This window comes from Rhizobium sp. BK538, from assembly GCF_014197575.1.
Lineage (GTDB): Bacteria > Pseudomonadota > Alphaproteobacteria > Rhizobiales > Rhizobiaceae > Rhizobium.
Map to the genome: position 1 here is coordinate 208,514 of NZ_JACIFT010000012.1, position 16,502 is coordinate 225,015.

General features: G+C 58.5%; 12 protein-coding genes. 11 read left to right on the plus strand and 1 reads right to left on the minus strand.

Translation table 11 applies throughout. The features are described 5' to 3' along the window. Positions 1-12: 12 nt before the first annotated feature. The 11 genes from FHX09_RS16995 to FHX09_RS17040 all read left to right on the plus strand — a co-directional run bounded on the left by FHX09_RS16995 (position 13) and on the right by FHX09_RS17040 (position 13,244). Positions 13-789 (plus strand): competence/damage-inducible protein A, encoded by a 777-nt coding sequence (locus FHX09_RS16995; protein ID WP_132594557.1) that lies wholly within the window; start codon positions 13-15, stop codon positions 787-789. Positions 790-900: 111 nt separating this feature from the next. Then, on the plus strand, positions 901-1,743 hold the full coding sequence (locus FHX09_RS17000) for a universal stress protein (RefSeq protein ID WP_132594559.1): 843 nt from the start codon (positions 901-903) through the stop codon (positions 1,741-1,743). Between the two features lie 182 nt (positions 1,744-1,925). Next, a complete protein-coding gene (gene gpt, locus FHX09_RS17005) occupies positions 1,926-2,423 on the plus strand; it encodes a xanthine phosphoribosyltransferase (protein ID WP_132594561.1) in 498 nt (165 codons plus the stop codon). Between the two features lie 197 nt (positions 2,424-2,620). Beyond that, on the plus strand, positions 2,621-3,208 hold the full coding sequence (locus tag FHX09_RS17010; protein WP_132594563.1) for a hypothetical protein: 588 nt from the start codon (positions 2,621-2,623) through the stop codon (positions 3,206-3,208). Between the two features lie 592 nt (positions 3,209-3,800). After that, on the plus strand, positions 3,801-7,634 hold the full coding sequence (locus FHX09_RS17015) for a vitamin B12-dependent ribonucleotide reductase (protein WP_132594565.1): 3,834 nt from the start codon (positions 3,801-3,803) through the stop codon (positions 7,632-7,634). A gap of 286 nt (positions 7,635-7,920) precedes the next feature. Further along, entirely contained in the window at positions 7,921-8,136 is a 216-nt protein-coding gene (locus FHX09_RS29465) for an AAA family ATPase (protein ID WP_207911693.1), read from the plus strand. A gap of 5 nt (positions 8,137-8,141) precedes the next feature. Beyond that, the gene (locus FHX09_RS17020) at positions 8,142-9,617 is read left to right on the plus strand and encodes an AAA family ATPase (RefSeq protein WP_210294067.1); all 1,476 of its coding nucleotides are present in this window, start codon (positions 8,142-8,144) and stop codon (positions 9,615-9,617) included. Beyond that, positions 9,610-10,839: a UvrD-helicase domain-containing protein gene (locus FHX09_RS17025; RefSeq protein ID WP_207911695.1), complete on the plus strand. Its 1,230-nt coding sequence runs from the start codon at positions 9,610-9,612 to the stop codon at positions 10,837-10,839. The genes FHX09_RS17020 and FHX09_RS17025 overlap by 8 nt, the downstream gene beginning before the upstream one ends. A 311-nt stretch (positions 10,840-11,150) precedes the next feature. Then, complete coding sequence (locus FHX09_RS17030; protein ID WP_132594567.1) at positions 11,151-12,077, plus strand: hypothetical protein; 927 nt, start codon at positions 11,151-11,153, stop codon at positions 12,075-12,077. Further along, a complete protein-coding gene (locus FHX09_RS17035; protein WP_132594569.1) occupies positions 12,064-12,771 on the plus strand; it encodes a hypothetical protein in 708 nt (235 codons plus the stop codon). Before FHX09_RS17030 ends, FHX09_RS17035 begins: the two co-directional genes overlap by 14 nt. A 143-nt stretch (positions 12,772-12,914) precedes the next feature. After that, complete coding sequence (locus FHX09_RS17040) at positions 12,915-13,244, plus strand: hypothetical protein (RefSeq protein ID WP_132594571.1); 330 nt, start codon at positions 12,915-12,917, stop codon at positions 13,242-13,244. A 425-nt stretch (positions 13,245-13,669) separates the two neighbouring features. On the opposite strand, the gene FHX09_RS17045 is transcribed toward FHX09_RS17040, so the two are convergent. Then, complete coding sequence (locus FHX09_RS17045) at positions 13,670-16,267, minus strand: calcium-binding protein (protein WP_184450412.1); 2,598 nt, start codon at positions 16,265-16,267, stop codon at positions 13,670-13,672. Between the last annotated feature and the right edge of the window lie 235 nt (positions 16,268-16,502).

Sequence of the window (16,502 nt, forward strand, 5' to 3'; positions counted from 1 at the left end):
CGGAAATTTCCAATGACCAATGAGACAGTTGTCACCGCCGCCATGCTTGCCATTGGCGACGAACTCTTATCCGGCCGCACCAAGGACAAGAATATCGGCCATCTGGCGGATATGCTGACGCTTTGCGGCATCGATCTCAGAGAGGTCCGCATCGTCGGCGACGAGGAGGATGTGATCGTCGAGGCCCTGAATGCCCTGCGCGCAAAATACGATTACGTCTTCACGTCGGGAGGCATCGGGCCGACCCATGACGACATTACCGCCGATGCTGTGTCCGCAGCGTTCGGGCTGCCTTGCGAATACGATGCTGACGCAATGACCTTGCTCGGCGAGATGTATGCGCGCCGTGGGCTCGAATTTACCGATGCCAGAAAGAGAATGGCCCGCATGCCCAGGGGGGCGCGCCATATCGCCAACCCGGTCTCGACCGCACCTGGTTTCGTCATCGGCAATGTTCACGTCATGGCCGGCGTCCCGCAGGTCTTCCAAGCCATGGTCGACGCGGTCATACCGACCTTGCGCACCGGCACGCGCGTGCTCTCGCTCGGCATCTCCTGCCCTTACGGCGAGGGCGACATCGGCACGCCGCTTGCCGCCATCCAGAAAGCCCACCCGGAGACGAGTATCGGCTCCTACCCCCGCTATGTCGGCCAGGCGTTCTCGACTGAAATCGTCGTACGAAGCCGCTCGCAGAATGCGGTCGATGCCGCGGGAGTTGATGTGCGCGCCATGATCGAGACCATCCGTCAAACAAAGGAGGTGGCTGAAAACCGCTCGGCAGAGGCGTAGAATAAAGGAGATCCCGGCTCGCCGTTGATATGCATCAAGGCACCGGCGCCCTTGCCGGCGCATTCTCGTTGAAGATTAGCCGATTTCATCCGCGTAAGGAGAGAATTGTTTATGTCTTACAAGACGATACTTGCCATTCTCGACACCGTCGACAACACCACCGCCGTGGCCGATTTTGCTTTCGCCATTGCCGCGCAGACCAATGCCCACGTTATCGGCCTTCATGCGGAAACCGTCGCGGTCGTGCCTCTCGTGGCACCAATGGAGATACCCGACCCCGTCGCCGTGCAGGCGCTTCAGGACATGGCGCGTGCGGAAACCCTCGAAGTAGAGCGCGTCTTCCGCAGGAAGGCGCAGGCTGAAGGCATCTCCTTTGAATGGCGTAGCTTCGCCTCATCCACCGGCTACGGCACGGCACCGTTGATCGAAAGCGCGCGAAGTGCTGACTTGCTGATCGCGTCGCAGGCCAATCCGGCAAAACCGTCGGACAGTCATGTCGACATTGACAACTTTCTCTTCGAAAGCGGTCGCCCGGTCATGCTGATCCCCTTTGTGCTGCGCCAGCCGAAGCCGATCAAACGTGTTCTCATCGCCTGGAACGGCTCAAGGGAGGCAGCGCGCGCGGCGTTCGACGCCTTGCCAATCCTGAAAGCCGCCGACGAAGTCGAGATTTTCTCCGTCGATCCCGTCGACAATGCACTCCAGTCTGCGGCTGTCGCGGGCGCGGACATCGCAGCGGCTCTTTCCCGCCACGGCGTCAAGGTCACCTTGGCGACCGCTCAAAGCGCGGACAAATCCGCGTCGACTGTCATCGAAAACCGTCTCTCCGACAGCAGCATCGACCTGCTGGTTATGGGTGCTTACACCCATTCGCGACTCTGGCAGATGATTTTCGGCGGCACCACGAAAACGCTGCTGCAGTCGATGACTGCTTTGACGCTGCTGTCGCGATAAGAATGACGAGGGGCTTGCGTTTTGCCCCCGGAATCCGTTAATTGCGGCGACCGATGACGAGCTCCGGCTTCGGTCCTCCAATCGCGCAGTCTCGGCTGCGCGATTTGCGTTTGGCCGATCGCGGAATGCTTTGTCCGGCCGCCGGCAAACGGCGTGTCATCATTCATGCCGCGGAGCAAACCATGTCCCTTCCCGATAAAGCCTTTCCCGTCTCCTGGGATCAGTTCCACCGTGACGCGCGTGCGCTCGCCTGGCGCCTTGCTGGTTTGAAGCGCGATTTCAAGGCAATCGTCTGCATCACGCGTGGCGGCCTCGTGCCAGCGGCGATCATCTCGCGCGAACTCAACATCAGGCTGATCGAAACGGTCTGCGTTGCCTCCTACCACGACTATGTGAACCAGGGCGAAATGATGCTCCTGAAGGGCATCGCGCCGGAACTGACCGCTGACGAAGGCGAAGCTGTCCTCGTCATCGACGACCTCACCGATACCGGCAAGACGGCCTCGGAAGTTCGCTCGATCCTGCCCAAGGCACACTTTGCCTGCGTCTACGCGAAGCCTCAGGGTGTTCCGATGATCGATACGTTCGTCACGGAAGTCAGCCAGGACACCTGGATCTATTTCCCTTGGGATATGGGGTTCACCTATCAGGAACCGATCTCCAAGGCCGGCCGGGGCTGAGCGCGACTCGCGGCGCAACCTGACAGGCCGGTGACAATTTCAAATTGCACCAATCTTTGTTTAACTAACTCATCGGATTCCGCTATCGCGCCGCCCCCTCAGACCTTATCCTTCAAAGCAACCGTCCCGCGCGGCAACGGCGTTGCGCTGCGGACCGGGGTAGAAGTTTAGTCGCGGGGCGCGACGTTGGAACGAATATGATGCGTTGGGGCTACGTCGGGACGGTTGCGGCTTTCGGGCTGGGCCTCTGTCTCTCGCCTTTGGCCACTTCGGCGGAACCGGCCTATGTGTCCGTCGTACGGGAATACGTCGAGACAGTCGTTAAGCCGATGGTGAATACGCCGATCGTCCGGAAGGCGATCGAGGACCAGAACGCCAAACTCGGCAATATCAGTGACGCGAACATCCAGGTGCTGGACAATACCTACCGCTCCGAGGTCCAGAGTGGCGGGTGGCAGATGGTCAGGCGCCTGCTCAACAAGCCGGTGTCACGATATTTGAAATCCAAGCAGGATGATTCGCAGGGCACCATCATCGAATTTTTTGTAACCGATCGTCATGGACTCAATGTCGGCCAGGGCACGATGACCACCGACTATTGGCAAGGCGATGAAGACAAGTTCCTGAAAACATTTCCGAGATATTCCGACGAGATATTTATCGACCGGGCTGAGCGCGATGAGCAGACACAATTACTGGAAACGCAGGCAAGCTTTGTCATCAAGGATGAAAACGGACAGCCTATAGGTATCGCAACGGTGACAATTGCGATTGACGCATTATGACCGAAATTGGCCTCAAACGAATCGGTTGCCGCATTTGGCCGGCAAAAGCTGCAACCAAATCAACACGGTCGCAACTTTTCTTAGATTTTTTAGGCTCTGGGCCGACTAAAGCTCGCAACCCATTGAATTTCTTGCACGACTTTGTTTTCCCCACTCTCCACAGCCCGATCCACAATATGTTGTGGTGAACGGTTCGTTAAAAACAACCCCTTGACGGAATCGCCAGTTTCCAACTTAATGGGTTCCGATGTTGCTGCGGCAGTTGGACCGGAATTAACGAGGCCGGTTCTCTTCAAAAATCGAGCGTAGAATCAGGGTGTTGCATCCATGAAGGATGATCGCCATGAGGGGCTTCGTGCGCGATTTTTATCTTCCAAAAAGTGACATCGGGGGGCTGGCGATAATAAGCTGTTAATACTATATTTAGTGTTTGCAGCCACCATCACCACAAGATACAGGAAAGCCATCTCCGATGACACTCCTGTGACGATACGGAAACGAGAACTGGCTGCGCTCCTCACGGCGCCGCCGGAGGTGGAAACTTGCGCCTTGATCAAACGGGGACGGGGCGCGCAAGCTAGAGGTTAGGCAAATGCGCATAGAACGCCGTTTCACGAAGGCAGGACAGAGCGCTTACGCGGATATCGAATTCCGCAAGGCGACGAGCGAGATCAAGAACCCGGACGGTTCGATCGTTTTCCGCCTCGAGAATATCGATGTTCCGGCGCAGTTCTCCCAGGTCGCTGCCGACATCCTGGCGCAGAAGTATTTCCGCAAGGCCGGCGTTCCAGCCAAGCTCAGGAAGGTCGAGGAAAACGACGTTCCTTCCTTCCTGTGGCGTTCGGTTGCCGATGAAGCGGCTCTGAAGGATGTTCCCAAGGACCAACAGTACGGTTCCGAAACCGACGGCCGCCAGGTCTTTGACCGTCTTGCCGGCACCTGGACCTACTGGGGCTGGAAGGGCGGCTACTTCTCGTCCGAGGAAGACGCCCTCGCCTTCAAAGACGAACTTGCGTACATGCTTGCTACCCAGCGCGTTGCCCCGAATTCCCCGCAATGGTTCAACACCGGCATGCATTGGGCCTATGGCATCGACGGCCCCGGCCAGGGCCACTTCTATGTAGACCCTTTCACCGGCAAGCTGACCAAGTCGAAGTCGGCCTACGAACATCCTCAGCCGCACGCCTGCTTCATCCAGTCTGTTGAAGACGACCTCGTCAACGAAGGCGGCATCATGGACCTGTGGGTTCGCGAAGCCCGTCTTTTTAAGTACGGCTCCGGTACCGGCTCCAACTTCTCCTATCTCCGCGGCGAAGGCGAAAAACTTTCCGGCGGTGGCCGCTCCTCCGGCCTGATGAGTTTCCTGAAGATCGGCGACCGTGCAGCTGGCGCCATCAAGTCGGGCGGCACAACGCGCCGTGCTGCCAAGATGGTCGTGGTCGACATCGACCACCCGGATATCGAGGAATATATCAACTGGAAGGTGAAGGAAGAGCAGAAGGTCGCTGCCCTTGTCACCGGTTCCAAGGTCGTCGCCAAGCACCTGAAGGCGATCATGAAGGCCTGCGTCAACTGCGAGGCTGGCTCCGAAGCCACTCGGGGCGATTGCTTCGACCCGAACAAGAACCCTGCCCTGAAGCGCGAAATCCGCGCTGCCAAGAAGGATCAGGTTCCTGAGAATTATATCGGCCGCGTCATCCAGTTCGCCCGCCAGGGCTACAAAGACCTCGAATTCAAGACCTACGACACCGACTGGGATTCGGAAGCCTACCTCACCGTATCCGGTCAGAACTCGAACAACTCGGTCTCGATCAAGGACGACTTCTTGCGCGCCGTCGAAAACGACGGCGACTGGAACCTGACCGCCCGCAAGGACGGCAAGGTCATGAAGACGCTGAAGGCCCGCGATCTCTGGGAGTCGATCTCCTACGCCGCCTGGGCATCGGCCGACCCGGGCCTGCACTTCAACACGACGATGAACGACTGGCACACCAGCCCCGCAGCCGGCCCGATCCGCGCATCCAACCCGTGCTCGGAATACATGTTCCTCGACGACACAGCCTGCAACCTGGCCTCGCTGAACCTCATGCAGTTCAAGGATGCCGCCACCAAACGCATCAACATTGCCGACTACGAGCACGCCGTCCGCCTGTGGAGCGTTGTTCTCGAAATCTCCGTGATGATGGCACAGTTCCCGTCGAAGCGGATTGCCGAACTCTCCTACGAATACCGTACGATCGGCCTCGGCTATGCCAACATCGGCGGCCTGCTGATGTCCTCGGGCATTCCGTATGACAGCGACGAAGCCCGCGCCATCGCCGGCTCGCTGACGGCGATCATGACCGGTATTTCCTATGCCACCTCGGCGGAAATCGCTTCCGAGCTCGGCCCGTTCCCGATGTTCAAGCCGAACCGCGAAAACATGCTGCGCGTCATCCGCAACCATCGCCGTGCCGCTTACGGCGAGAGCTCGGGCTATGAAGGCCTGTCGATCAACCCGGTCGCGCTGATCCATTCCGAAAACCCGGACCAGGATCTCGTAGCCCATGCCAAGAGCGCCTGGGACAAGGCTCTCGAGCTCGGTGAAAAGCACGGCTACCGCAATGCCCAGGCAACCGTGATCGCGCCGACCGGCACGATCGGGCTCGTCATGGATTGCGACACAACAGGCATCGAGCCCGACTTCGCACTGGTGAAGTTCAAGAAGCTCGCCGGCGGCGGCTATTTCAAGATCATCAACCGTGCGGTTCCAGAGGCGCTGCGCACCCTGGGTTATTCCGAAAGCCAGATCGCCGAGATCGAAGCTTACGCAGTCGGTCACGGCAACCTGAACCAGGCGCCTGCGATCAACCCCTCGACGCTGAGGGCCAAGGGCTTCACCGACGAGAAGGTCGAGGCGATCAACGCCGCGCTGAAGTCGGCATTCGACATCAAGTTCGTCTTCAACCAGTGGACGCTCGGTACCGACTTCCTGAAGGGCACGCTGAAGGTTTCCGACGAGCAGCTCGCCGACATGAGCTTCAACCTGCTCGACCATCTCGGCTTCTCGAAGAAGGACATCGAGGCTGCGAACATCCATGTTTGCGGTGCGATGACGCTGGAAGGTGCACCATTCCTGAGAAACGAACATCTCGCCGTCTTCGATTGCGCCAACCCGTGCGGCAAGATCGGCAAGCGTTATCTCTCGGTCGAGAGCCACATCCGCATGATGGCAGCTGCCCAGCCCTTCATCTCGGGTGCGATCTCCAAGACGATCAACATGCCGAATGAAGCCACCGTCGAGGATTGCAAGAGCGCCTACATGCTCTCCTGGAAGCTCGGCCTGAAGGCGAACGCCCTCTATCGTGACGGCTCCAAGCTGTCGCAGCCGCTGAACGCCTCGCTGATCGAGGACGAAAGCGACGAGGATGCGGTTGAGGAACTGCTGCAGCAGCCGGTCGCGGCCCAGGCCGTCACCATCACCGAGAAGATCATCGAGCGTGTGGTCGAACGCGTCACCCGCGAGCGTGAGAAGCTGCCGAACCGCCGTCAGGGCTACACCCAGAAGGCCGCCGTCGGCGGACATAAGGTCTATCTGCGCACCGGCGAATTCGGCGACGGCCGCCTCGGCGAAATCTTCATCGACATGCACAAGGAAGGGGCCGCCTTCCGTGCGATGATGAACAACTTCGCGATCGCCATCTCGCTTGGCCTGCAGTACGGCGTGCCGCTCGAAGAATATGTGGAGGCCTTCACCTTCACCAAGTTCGAGCCGGCCGGCATGGTCATCGGCAATGACGCTATCAAGAACGCCACGTCGATCCTCGACTACGTGTTCCGCGAACTCGCCGTGTCCTATCTCGGCCGCCACGATCTGGCACATGTCGACACGTCGGACTTCTCGAACACGGCGCTCGGCAAGGGCATCCAGGAAGGCAAGACGAACCTCGTCTCGACCGGCTGGACGCGCGGCTACAAGCCGACGCTGGTAACGGGCAACGAGCGTCAGGCCGGCGGCGAGCCGAAGGGCGCCGCCACCACAGCCCCGGCGCGTGCCTCCTCTGGCGCCACGGTGACGTCCTTTGCCGGTGCTGCCGCCCGCAAGATCGAACCGACCGTCGCCATTTCGAGCTCCGAAATCGTCGCTTTCAAGCGCGACTATGAGGAGCGGGCGAAGGAACTAGCCGAAGAGATCGCCGAGGAAGTGATCGAAGAAGTTACGACTGAGGCCCAGCAGCAGGCAACCGCCCTCTTCTCCGACAAGGCGGCCGCCGACGCGGCATCGGCCAAGACGGAAGCCAAGAAGGTCGAAGCCGAACGCCGTGCCCGCTCCATCATGCAGGGTTACACCGGCAACATGTGCTCCGAGTGCCAGAACTTTACGATGGTGCGCAACGGCACTTGCGAGAAGTGCGACACATGCGGCGCAACGAGCGGCTGCAGCTGATAGCCGGTATTCGGACGACGACACGACGTGAGAAACCGAACCAATAACTGGCCAAAAAGCCGAAAAACGACCAATTTCCGGCCTCAGAGGAAGCTAAAACTGGCCAACTAGGTTCGGAGCTCAAAAAGCCAACAAATCCAGGCGTTTCGACGCCTGGAAATGCTTACAAGAACAAAAAGGGATCAGGCAACCCAGCGCCGCATGCGACCGATCGGGTTCAACCCCTCACTTTAGGCCCCCTCAAGACCTGACGCTCCGCGCACTGGTGATTTTCAACGGTTGACGAATGGCGACTATCAGAACGATCGAGATCGAGAATTTTCGCGGCATCAAGAAGCTGCAGTGGCATCCGAAACCAGGCGTCAATTGCCTGATCGGTCCGGGCGATAGCGGCAAGTCTACGATACTAGACGCTATCGATCTCTGCCTCGGCGCGACACGCTCTTCGTCGACGATCCGATCAGCGTCACGATCACGCTTGGAAACCTCGCACCTGAGCTGAAGTCCATGGAAGGTTACGGCGTCTATCTGCGGGGGTACGATTCCGCGAAGCAGGAACTCGAGGACGAACCCGGTGCCGGCCTCGAGACAGTTCTCTCGCTGAACATGCGCGTCGAAAGTGATCTCGAGCCCGTATGGACATTGGTTTCGGACCGAGCTCAGGCGGCTGGTCTGACGCGGAACCTTTCCTGGTCGGACCGTACCAACCTCGCCCCTGTCCGGATCGGCGCGTTGTCCGATAACAATCTCGCCTGGCGCCGAGGATCGATTCTCAATCGTCTCTCGGACGAGAGCGCGGATGCATCGACCGCCCTTCTGGAAGCGGCGCGCGCGGCACGGAAATCCTTCGGCGTAGATGCGGACAAGAAGCTTGGCAAGGCGCTCGACATCGTCACGCAGGTGGCAGGCGAACTGGGGATAGACGTCGGTGCGAAGGCCAGGGCCGAGCTTGAGGCCCACTCGGTTTCCGTGGCGGCGGGAACCATCTCGCTTCACAGCGAGACGGGCGTTCCGCTACGTCGGCTGGGCCTGGGATCGACAAGACTGATGATTTCCGGCCTTCAGCAGAAGAGCGCCTCGGAGTCGGCGGTGCTGCTCGTCGACGAACTCGAGCACGGCCTGGAGCCCCATCGGATTATCCAGTTCCTGCACAATCTCGGTGCCAAGAACGCGGACACACCTCTGCAGGTTTTTCTGACCAGTCATTCCCCTATAGCAGTCAGGGAATTGACAGTGGAGCAGCTTTGGATCGTGCGACGTTCCGGCGGCAAGCATGAAATCCGGTGGGTCGGCGACTACCCGGATCTGCAAGGAACTCTGCGAGCCCACCCAGACGCCTTCCTTGCGCGATCAATCCTTGTTTGTGAAGGCGCAAGCGAAGTGGGGCTGGTCCGTGGCATCGATCAGAACAGGCACGCAGCAGGCAAGGCGTCAATGTACGCGACGGGGACCGTGCTCGTCGACGCGGGTGGGTGTGACAAGATTCTCGGACGGGCGCTCGCCTTCCAGACCATGGGTTATCGAGTGGCCACGTTCCGGGACGACGACGTAAAGCCTAACCCAGGCAAGGAAGCGGCGTTCGAGGTCGACGGCGGCGAGGTATTCAAATGGCGGGATGGCAACAAGCTCGAAGTCGAGCTCTTCGGGAGCCTTCCGGAGAACGCAGTCAACATCTTGCTTGAAAAAGTGCTGGAAGATCGCTCGGAGACCGAAATTAACGACCAGCTCAGCAGCCGTTCCGGCAATGCGGTCACGCTCGCAATTGTCCGCGACGAGCTAGGGAAAGGCGTGCTCAGCGGGGAAGCCAGAAAGGCACTGGGAGAAGCGGCCGGCGGAAACAGCGAGGGCAAGAAGGCATGGTTCAAGTCCGTCGGTGCGATGGAAGAAATCGGTCGAGAGGTCGTAATCCCTCACCTGCTAAAAAGTGACGTAGCCTTCAAGGACGTAATCGTCGCAATGAGAAAGTGGTGCGTCGGTGCCTGAAGATGCAATCGACTTGCTGGGAATCCGTTGTGGTTCGATCACAGCACCGGCCGGTTGCGGGAAGACGCAACTGATCGCGGATTCCTTGAAGCGGCATTCGGATCGAAAGCCCATTCTCGTTCTAACCCACACCAACGCCGGAGTGGCCGCGTTGCGGTCACGGCTGGAGCGTGCGGGCGTCCCTTCTTCCTCGTACCGCCTAGCGACGCTTGACGGGTGGGCGCTCAGGACGCTGAAGACATTTCCACGACGTTCGGGTATCGATCCAAGACGTCTCGAACTTGTCAATCCCCGCACCGACTATCCGGCAATAAAGCATGCCGCGGCCGCGCTGCTCGGTGGGAAACATATCAATGACGTCCTGGAGGCAAGCTACGGCCGCGTCATCGTCGACGAGTACCAAGACTGCGGTCTCGAGCAGCACGGGATGGTTTGCCACCTCGCCTCTGTTCTCCCGACAGTGGTCCTTGGCGACCCCATGCAAGAGATCTTCAGCTTCAACGGCGCGCACCCCGACTGGGAGGGCGACGTCTGCTCGGCGTTCCCGCCCGCCGGTGAACTTTCGACGCCCTGGCGATGGATCCGGGCCGACGCCCGAGGATTCGGCGAATGGCTCCTCGAGGCTCGGCGCACCCTGATGGCTGGAAACCAGATAGACCTTCGTGACGCTCCGCCGGAGGTGGAATGGGTGCAACTCGATGGGATCGAAGACGACACCAAGCACCGTAAAGCCTGCACCGTCAGGTCTCCGCAGGCGGGTGGAGATGTCTTGATCATGGCTGCGGGCAATCAGAAGGACGTGCAGCGCAGGATCGCACGAGAGACGCCGGGCGCGGTGACTGTCGAGAACGTAGATCTGACGGACGTTATCGCCTTCGCCGAGCAGATCGAACTCGACCGGCCCGGCGATCTGGCAACCGTGCTTGCTTTCGCTTCGGAGGTGACGACCGGCGTGAATCGCGCCGAACTGATGAACCGAGTTGCAGTGCTCGAGCGACAGGCGGAGCGGAAAGTAGCCACGGGGGCAGAATTGGCAGCGATCGCCTACAAGACGACCGGATCGGCAGAGGATCTCGTCAAGCTCTTCCTTGCTCTGGAATCCAATCCCGGCGCACGCACCTTTCGGCCAGAAATCCTTCGTACCTGTATCCAAGCCCTCCGATCGTGCTTGCAAGGAGCCCCGGCACGTTCCTCGACGCCGCCCTTCGGATCCGCGAGCTGACGAGATCGATAGGACGCCGAGTTCCTGCAAGGGCTGTCGGAAGCCCGCTTCTGCTCAAAGGACTCGAAGCCGACGTAGCGGTTATCCTGGATGCCGCAGATTTCGATAGGATGCCGGTCCGCAACATGAAGAACCTTTACGTCGCCATCACAAGAGGATCGCGCAAGCTCATTGTCTGTTCTCAGAGCCCTTTGATCGGGTAGATCAATCACTGCCGACCCAGCGCATGCGGAATGTTTTGCGGTCTTCAACGCTCTACCAAAACTTAACCTGATCGCCCTAATCAGGCTCAACGATTTTGGGGCACCGGCATGGCATTGATACCTTCCAAGGCAGAAGTCGAGGCACTCTCGGCAGAGACCGACGCATCGTATTTGCAGCGGAAAATCATCGGCGGCGGATCCGGACGCAACGGAGTAGTGTTCGAGTTGCGGTTCATAGCCTTTCGTGTCCTTGAAGAAGTACTTTTCGCAAAGAAGGCGAACGCCGATTTCTCGACTGTCAAGTTCGGCGTTCAGGTTCGATCTTACATCGATGACTTCGTCGTCGCACGCGGCAACGAAGTGAACTGGTACGAGATAAAGTCCGGCGAGGCGACCGAGTGGGATGAAGGTCGCCACACGATCGCCGACAACTTTCTCTCTCAATACTTGCTCGATCACGGTCGTCGGCTAAAAGCTAAATATAATCTGGTCGTGCCGACCCAAGAGAGAAAATCCCATCTCGACGACATGGCCGACCACCGAACGAAGGGCGTCGTCTTAGTCGTCATATTTCCGAACACGGGTAATGTCGACGACATCGAGATCGAATACCCTTGGTTCCCCAACGACCTATCGAAGCTGATCCCGCTGGACGCCGCCCGCCGCGACCTTGAAGATCTCTACGTAGGACTCCAGGCGACGGCTCTAAATTTTCCGAACAATGAGATCCGAGATCTTGCGTTCGTGGCCGAGCAGCTTTCGAGAAAGTACAAGGGTGCATTCACCTGTGTACCAGACCAGCGCCTTGATCCTCGCGCCGAAGCGATCATTTTAGCTGTCCCCGGTATGACCGTTGCGGTTTGCGGCGATCAACTCCACTATAAATGTACCAATCCCGAAGTGCGAGGGCGGGTGCTCGGTTGTCGGATCGGATCGGCGTCAGGGCAGGCATTCGAAGAGGAAATAATTGCTCGAAGGCCGAAAACTTGGAAGAGATTGTCACCGCTGCTAGGAAGGAATTATGGTGGAGCCTGAACTGTCTGAAGCCATAGAGGATCAGTTCCTCGAGTTCAGCTCGACGAAATCAGGCGACCGCGCGACGATCGAACGTCTCGCGGGCTTTTTTCTTGGCAATCTTCTTAAAGAGAAAGTCCCCGTTGCTCAGCAGGTCGTTCAAGTTGTTATTCGAGCGGCGGATTTGTTGTACGCTGACGGCTTCATCGACAGCCTTGCCCAGGCAACAGACGCGGAAGCGCTACCCGCCGACATCGGCGTCACTTGTTACTGGAACGAATACCACCGCCTCTCGGCGGAAGCCCCCCTTCCTGATATCGCGCCTCTGTACAGAGAATACCACGCGCTCGAAAAAGGGGGTGTGGATGTAACGGCGCTCGTGACCTCCGGGCTCTCCGAGCCGGCAGCGATATCTGGGAACCTACGTCGTGTTCGCGAGCGAACAGGCTCTACCCATCTGTTGGTGGTAACGTCTACGGCCACGCAGGAGGAGATCGACATCCTCGCGGACTACCTTTCAGAGGATAGGATTTATGACGCGAGGCTCCTCCTCGGGGCAGATCCATCTGTTCAGCATCGTCTCCGGCGACTACTGCCGCAGATCGCCTCGGAAAATGTCCCTGACAACTCCTATACCTATCCGTCGTTTTTGGACGGCTTGCATGAACGGTATGGTGAGTATCGGGCGAACCGAATGGCGGGCTTCGGACCGTAATCGGATATGCCTGCGCTGATGTGCCATTCCGTGCTCGGTTTTTCAGCTCGTCGCTTGCGTCGGAACTGCGTTTCGAGACTTGGCGTCTAAGGATTCCCGACGGCGCATGGGCTTCGCTCGACGGACGCCTTCCGGAGATGGTGGTGGAGATCACTCTGACGATGACCGCCCGCCAGCTCAACAGGGTCGCGCACCTGAGAGCGATCGTCGCGGAGGGAAGCGAGCTGTGGACCTCGTCGCAGCCCGCGCCCACGAACGCAGGAACACGGGCCGGCTATCTGTTGGGGACAGCACAGGACCTGAGCGTCCTCACGCTTTACAGGCGCGAAGAATTCGAAGCTCTCGCCGGTCGTGTCCCGGAACTGGCCCCGCTTCTCGGTGGGCCGGCACTTCCCTTCATCATCGTCCAGGAGGGAAACGGATGTCACACCGCATTCGACATAGTCTGGAGACGGCATCGATGGAAGAATTAATAGGTAGATCCTATGAGGAGGGTGGATAGCAACCTCACCTTGCCACGGCGCTGGTTGCTATCCACCCTCCTCATAGGATCTACCCAATTCCGAAATTTTCTGTAGTCATAGGGATCCCCACTCGTCTTCCGACTGACTAGGTCTAATCGGTAAAGAGGGGCTTACGCGGCGTCCGAGTACCGCGAATGGACCCTTGATAGGTCGCTTTAGCGTTTACCAATCCTTACGCTCAAAACGCTGTTAACGCGGAGGACGTGTTTCCACAGCCAAGGAAATTTTGTGTGGTGGCTATCGATGGGCGGATGGTGATCCCCCATTCACGAGCGCAGCGGCGATCCTTCGCCAAGTGGACGGCGATTAGAGAGCTGGAAAGCGATGTGCGGGGGATAGACGCCGCCCTCCCCCACACATCGTTCACGCCAGGATCAAGCGAAAACGAAATCGTTGGCTTGCAGGCTTGCGATCGAGACGCCTTCGAGGCGAACGTAGTTGTTGACGTCCGCGTAAAGCCACGTGGTACCACTCACCCATTCTTGTGCGTTCGCCAATACCGCCGAAAAGTCATGCAGGCTTGCGATTGCACTCACGTCGATTTTGTCGACGCCGACATCGAAATCGTCGATCCAATCCTGCCCGTTCGACGGGTCGAAGGCGAACGTATCCGTCCCGCCGCCCCCAACGAGAAAATCATCCCCGTCCCCGCCGACGATGATATCGTCACCGTCGCCGCCGAATAGGATGTCATTTCCGGCCTGCCCATAAAGAGCGTCTTTGTTGCCCAGTCCGTAGATGGTGTCATCGCCATCCTGCCCGTGGATCGTATCGAGCCCTGCACCACCATTCAGCGTGTCGGCTCCAGACGTGCCCTCGAGCGTGTGGGTAGAATTCTGCAAGATGAACTGAGAAACGTCGATGCTGTGGTCAGTCCCTGTTCCGGGTGCGTCGAAGACAATCCACTCGACGTTGTTGGCGACATCCATAAGCTGGCCGCCGGAGACGACTACGGTGGAGTTATTGACAAGATCCAGTTTGAAATCGTCGTAGGCACCGTCAATGACGAGCGTATCAGACCCGTTACCGCCATCTACCAGATTCGCTCCGACGCCTGCGAATATGACATCGTCGCCATCGCCGGCATTGATCACGTCGTCGCCAGCAAGACCGTAGATCGTATCATTTCCACCAAGACCTGTGATGGTGTCCTGGCCGGCTGTCCCCGTCAGCGTATCAGCGGAAATCGTCCCGGCAACGGCTGTCGCAGATTGAGCTTCGATCAGGCCACTGACGCTGACGCTCGTGTCATTTTGACTGTCCGGCGTATCGAACACAATCCATTCGGCATGGGATATCGTGTTTGAAACACCGTTTCCACTTATGAGAATTGAATGATCGTCCCGGACGCTGATCGCGAAGTCGGTGTACGCACCGCCGATGACCACGGTATCGACGCCGTCACCACCGTCGACAATGTCTTTCCCCGTGCCCGCGAATACCACATCGTCACCGGCGCCGGCGTCGATCGTGTCGTCGCCCTGAAGTCCGTAGATAGTATCGTTTCCGGCGAGGCCGTGGATCGTGTCGTGCCCGGCAGTACCGGTCAGCGTCTCGTTGCCCCCCGAGCCGGTCAGATCGGTTGAAGAATTAGACTCGATGAGGAAGCCCACGTTTATACTGGTGTCGTCTTGCCCATCGGGCGCATCGAAGGCGATCCACTCCACGTCGGCAATCCGATTTGTGATGCCTGATGCGGTTACCAGAACCGAGTGATCGCGTTGGACAGTAACGGTGAAATCCGATTGGGCACCGTTGATGATAACAGTATCGCTGCCGTTTCCGCCATTTATGTTGTTGGTTCCATCTCCCGCGAAAATGACGTCGTCGCCGTCTTCACCATAGATCAGGTCGTTTCCGGCCAGACCAAAAATGGTGTCGCTCCCGGCACCGCCGAATATAGCGTCGCCCCCAGTCGATCCGGTGAGGCTGTCACCACCGCTGGTACCCAATGTCATGAAAGCGGCGGCCGCCTGCACAGCGGCGTAAGTAAATGCAACACCCGCGAACGAGAACTCCTCGACATTTATGACCGTGTCTGTGTATGTGTGGTCCCAGATCTGCAGATGTCCGCCCGACGCCACTATGATCGTGTAGGACGCGATGCTGTTGAGGAAGGCGACGGTGTCGAATCCTGCTCCTCCGTCGATCTGATCGCTACCGTTCTGTCCGTCGATGATGTTGTCAGCGCTGTCACCGGTGATGGTGTCGTTGCCCTGGCTACCGATTACGTTCTGGATGGCAGCGAAGCTGTCTTGGCCATTCTGGGTACCAACCGCCGTCCCCTGACCGGTCGAGGTAAATTGAACTGTCACCGATGCCGTATGCATCGAGAAATCGACCGTGTTAACGCCGCCTCCGCCGTTGATCGTGTCGTTTCCACCGCCCCCAGCGAAGGTCTCATCTGCGTCTGACCCCGCAATTGAATCATTGCCGAGACCACCGATAATCCGTTCGATGTTCGTGAAGGTATCAGACTCGCCGGAGGACCCCGTGGCGGAATATTCTCCCCAGAAATCGTCATGGGATATGGTCAAGTTCTCGGTCGAGGTGGCGTAGCTAATCGTGTCGACGCCATCTCCACCGTCATAGCGGTCATAGCCGCCGCCATGTGTGGAAGCGTCGATCGAGTCATTCCCGCCACGGGCAAAAACCGTATCGTCGCCGTCTGTGCCGGCGAGGTCACCATTATCGCCGTTATTTCCTTCGATCCTCCAGCCACCGTTCGAAGTAGGGTCGAAAGTCAGATAGTTCTTAATGCCAAAAAGCAGAGCATTCGTGTAGGAATTGACCATAGCGTCGACATATAGGATCGCCTCTTTCGCGACCGCGTCATAAACCTTTTGGCCTAACAGACTGAATCCGTATTTCTCGTCATAGTCAGGATAGTAGACGCTCGCCAAAGCAGTGTCGAACGAAAGCAGATCCCCGAAGGAAGTTGCCGCTGCGAGATCGGCGCTTGTAAGCTTCACCGTGATAGTCATTCCGTCCGAGACCCACTGAGAATAGGCAGTGAAGTCGGCATCGGATCCGTCGATTAAGTCGAGCTTTGCACGATCCTCGAGTTGCTGGTCGGTTAGCTGAACGTTCGGAGTATTTACCCCACCTCCGACTAGTGTCCCATCTCAGAGATTATGACGGGTTGGTCTATGCCCAGAATTGGCAGCTCTTGCGGGGGGACGAGCAGTTGGATGCTGCGCGCGACGC